The following is a 3,766-nucleotide window of genomic DNA, read 5'->3' as shown; positions in this document are numbered from 1 at the left end:
GCAGCGTCCGCGATATCCCGTTGAACGCCGCCTCGCGCTTGGTCTCGTCCCGATCGGACAGCAGGTTGAGAATGCTCTCGAGGTTCATCTCCTCGCCGAGCGCCTCGAACTTGAGGCTCGCCATGGTCTCGTCGAACAGCCGGTTCCAGGCCGAGGCGCCGGTCACCGATTTCTCGTGGAACAGCTGCTCGGTCTTGTCGTCGAGCTGGTAGGGCTTGGCCTTCCTCAGCTCGGCGAACCACGGCCGGTAGCGGGCCAGCGTCGCATCGCCCGCCATGGCCGCATCGAGCGCGGCCTCCTCGATCCGGTTGAGTTCGAGCGAGAAGAAGATCAGCCCGGTCGACAGGTCCGTCAGCGCCTGGCTGAGGTCGCCGAGGAACTTGACCCGGTCCGGCTCCTGCGTGTTGCGCACATATTGCAGGAACGCATAGGACCCCAGCTTGCCGGTGACATCGCTCAGCGCCTCGTAGCGGACGATGGCCTCGACCAGTCTGCCCGCCTCGGTCAGCGCCGCGAGCCTGCCCTTGTAGTCCGCCTCGAAGGCCCGGGCCTCGTCCTGCGCCCGCTTGAGGTCGGCCTTCAGCTCCGGCGCGTCGCTGCCGGCATAGAGGTCGCCGAGGTTCCAGACCGGCAGCGTCCCCAGCGCGTTGTGCCCCGTCTGGTGGGCGGCCTCGGGCGCGCGTGACAAATGGCGGTTGGTCAAGTTCTCACCTCGGTCTGCGGTTGCGGCGCGACCTTAGCCAGCGGGGACAAGGATGTGAAGCAGCAGCCACTCCGGCGACCGAAACGTCAGCCTTAATCGCCCCTTAACCCCCCCTCCCGATGCTGGGTCAAAACGGCACAGCGCGATTCGTTCGGGTTGCGAACGTGCAACGACCACACTCACGGGGGCCTATGTTTCGCGTTCTGATAGTTGACGACGATGCAGTGCAGTTGCGTCTGACATCGGAGGTAGCCGCGCGCGCCGGGTTCCGGCCGATCACCGCCGCGTCCGGCCGCGAGGCGCTGGATCTGCTGAAGGCCGATCCGCGCATCGGCGCCATGGTCCTCGACCTCGTCATGCCCGATCTCGACGGCATGGCGGTGCTCGAGCAGATGCGGCGTGCCGGGTTTGCCGTGCCGGTGATCGTGCAGACTTCGCAGGTCTCGCTCGAGACCGTCGTCTCCGCCATGCGCCAGGGGGCCGTCGACTATGTCGTCAAGCCGGTATCGGCGGAGCGGATGACCGTCTCGCTGCACAACGCCGTCCGGCTGGGCGAACTCGAATCGCTGCTGCGGACCGACCGGGGGCGCCTCAACCACAGCATGGGACTCGGCGACATCGTCACCCGCTCCCCCGCCATGGAGCGCGTCCAGTCGCTCTGCGCCAGGGCCGCCCGCACCAGCCACCCGATCCTGATCGAGGGCGAAGCGGGCACTGGCAAGGACTTGCTGGCCCGCGTCATCCACGGCACCGGCGAGCGCTCCGGCCGGCCTTTCGTCACGGCGCACTGCGCCGCGATCGATCCCGCCGACATCGACACCCTGTTGTTCGGACGCCCGTTGGCCGGTCGCGACGCCGAACCGTCGGGCAAGGTCTTCGAGGCGCAGGGCGGCACGCTGCTGCTCGACGAGGTCGGCGATCTCCCCAGGCCGACCCAGGCGAGGCTGCTGACGCTGCTCGAACGCGGCGAAGTCGAGACCGCCGGCTCCGACCGTCCGCTGCGGGTCAACGTCCGGCTGGTGGCGACGACCAGCCGCCGGCTGCTCAACCTCGCCCGCGCCGGCGAGGTCCGCGAGGACCTCTACTACCGCCTCAACGTGCTGCCCATCTACCTGCCCCCGCTGCGCGATCGTCGCGAGGACGTGCCGGCCCTTGCCGCGCTGTTCGCCGCACGGCACGCCGCCGAGTTGGGCAAGCGGGTCGCCGGCCTGTCGGAGGCGGCGCTCGAGCTGCTGCGCGCGTTCGATTGGCCCGGCAATGTCCGGCAGCTCGAGAACGTCGTCTACCGCGCCGTCGCGCTGGCCGGCACGGCCTGGCTCGAGCCGGCGGACTTTCCTCAGATCGTCGCCTTCGGGGCCGGGCGGGCGGAAGCGCTGCGGCAGGCCGCGACGTTCCGCGCCCCTTCAGCCCCGGTTCACATTGACGACGCCAGGGTGCATGGACGCAACGAGGTGAAGGTTGCGGCCGCGGCCGACCGCTTCGTCGCCGGCACCGGCGAAGTTGCCGCGCTCGCGGACGTGGAACGTGAACTGATCGTGTTTGCGCTGGCGCGCTACGGCTACCGCATGTCGCGTGTCGCCCGGGCGCTCGGCATCGGCCGCTCGACGCTGTACCGCAAGCTGCGGGAGTACGGGCTGGATGAGGGACTGGCGAGCGACGCGGCCTGAGGTCCGGCGTGCCGCGTTGCAGCAAGTCCACAGTCTTGCCTCACAAATTCGCGAGGAATTGTCACGGTTAAACTTTTGGGGCTAAGCAAAAATGGTAGTCTGCGACGGGTGGCGACTCCTCCCGCGTCCCGACACCGACATCGACAGCCCCCACTGGGCACGGAGCATCTGATGGCCAAGCTGAAGGCCCTGTTGTTGGCTGGAACCATTGCGTTGGGGGCGCCGCTCGCCGCGCTCGGCCAGGAAGTGGTGACGGTCGCCGGCATCGAGGCGACCCGGGTCGTCATCGCCCCGCCCAAGACGGAACTGGCGCGCATCATCAAGGCCGGCCTGTCGAGCGCCTACAGCTCGGCCGAAAAGGGCACGCGCGCCTACACCCAGACGCAGAAGCTCTACTTCTTCTACGGTTCGCGGCACTTCGAGCCGCTCTGGCTGCAGAAGACCGCCGACGGCAGCATCGCGTTCTCGGCCAGCGCCGAGCGCATCATCGATGTCTTCGAGGCCGCCGAGAAGGAAGGCTTCCGCCCCTCCGACTACCTCACCGCCGATCTGGACGTGGCCGCCGCCGGGACCGACCCGGCGCGGCTTGCCGCGCTCGAGACCGCCTTCTCGGCCGCCGCCATCCGCTACGCCCAGGACGCCTATGGCGGGCGCGTCGCCCCGACCGAGGTCAACAAGACCTGGACCATCACGCCCAAGCGGATCAACGAAGCCGAGATGCTGGTCAAGCTCGCCGAGAGCAGCCGACCCGACCAGATCCTGCTCGACCTGTCGCCGAGGCAGCCCGAGTTCGTCCGGCTGCGGGCGGCCCTCGCCAAGTTCTATGGCGCCGAAGTCGTCGATGCCGCCGTCACCATCCCGGACGGCCCGCTGCTCAAGCCGGGCATGAAGGACGAGCGCGTCACCCTGCTCCGCCAGCGCCTCGAGGTGCCGGAGCCCGATATCCCGGAGACCGCCGGCGCCACCGCCACCGTCGACATCAGCTACGACGAGGCACTGGTCGCCGCGGTCAAGACCTTCCAGGAGAGCCTCGGGCTGAACGCCGACGGCGTCATCGGCCCGGCGACCGTTGCCGCGCTCAATGGCGGATCGGCGACGACCAAGGAAGACATCATCGCCAACATGGAGCGCTGGCGCTGGGAGCCCGATGATTTCGGCCGCTTCGAGGTCGAGGTGAACATTCCGGAGTTCCGCCTGTGGATCAAGCAGGACGACAAGGTGGTGCATACCACCCGCGTCGTCGTCGGCCGGCCGCAGAACCAGACTCCCGTGTTCAACGACGAGATCGAGCATATCGTCGTCAACCCGTACTGGAACGTGCCGCCCTCGATCGCCGTCAACGAGATCAAGCCGCACCTGATCGCCAATCCGGGCTATCTCGCCAGCCAGAACATGG

2 protein-coding genes and 1 pseudogene are annotated in these 3,766 nt (G+C 68.3%); 2 read left to right on the top strand and 1 reads right to left on the bottom strand.

Going from position 1 to position 3,766, the window contains the following annotated elements; translation table 11 throughout:
• Positions 1–703: pseudogene (locus ACE3TU_RS20075) on the bottom strand (oligoendopeptidase F); the annotation flags it as partial.
• 191 nt (positions 704–894) lie between these two features.
• On the opposite strand from ACE3TU_RS20075, the gene ACE3TU_RS20070 reads away from it, so the two are divergent.
• Both ACE3TU_RS20070 and ACE3TU_RS20065 read left to right on the top strand, forming a co-directional pair.
• Positions 895–2,370: a sigma-54-dependent transcriptional regulator gene (locus ACE3TU_RS20070; RefSeq protein ID WP_374627463.1), complete on the top strand. Its 1,476-nt coding sequence runs from the start codon at positions 895–897 to the stop codon at positions 2,368–2,370.
• A 171-nt stretch (positions 2,371–2,541) separates the two neighbouring features.
• Positions 2,542–3,766, top strand: a 1,225-nt coding sequence (locus ACE3TU_RS20065) for a peptidoglycan-binding protein (RefSeq protein WP_374627461.1), incomplete at its 3' end; no start/stop codon positions are given.

The sequence above is a fragment of the Devosia sp. genome (assembly GCF_041917035.1).
Classification (GTDB): Bacteria; Pseudomonadota; Alphaproteobacteria; order Rhizobiales; family Devosiaceae; genus Devosia_A.
The sequence above is the reverse complement of the archived record's forward strand: the minus strand, read 5'-3'. Positions and strand labels throughout refer to the sequence as shown.

Coding starts and splice junctions, on each gene's coding strand:
- ACE3TU_RS20070 (WP_374627463.1), top strand. CDS start 895: ATGTTTCGCGTTCTGATAGTTGACGACGATGCAGTGCAGTTGCGTCTG.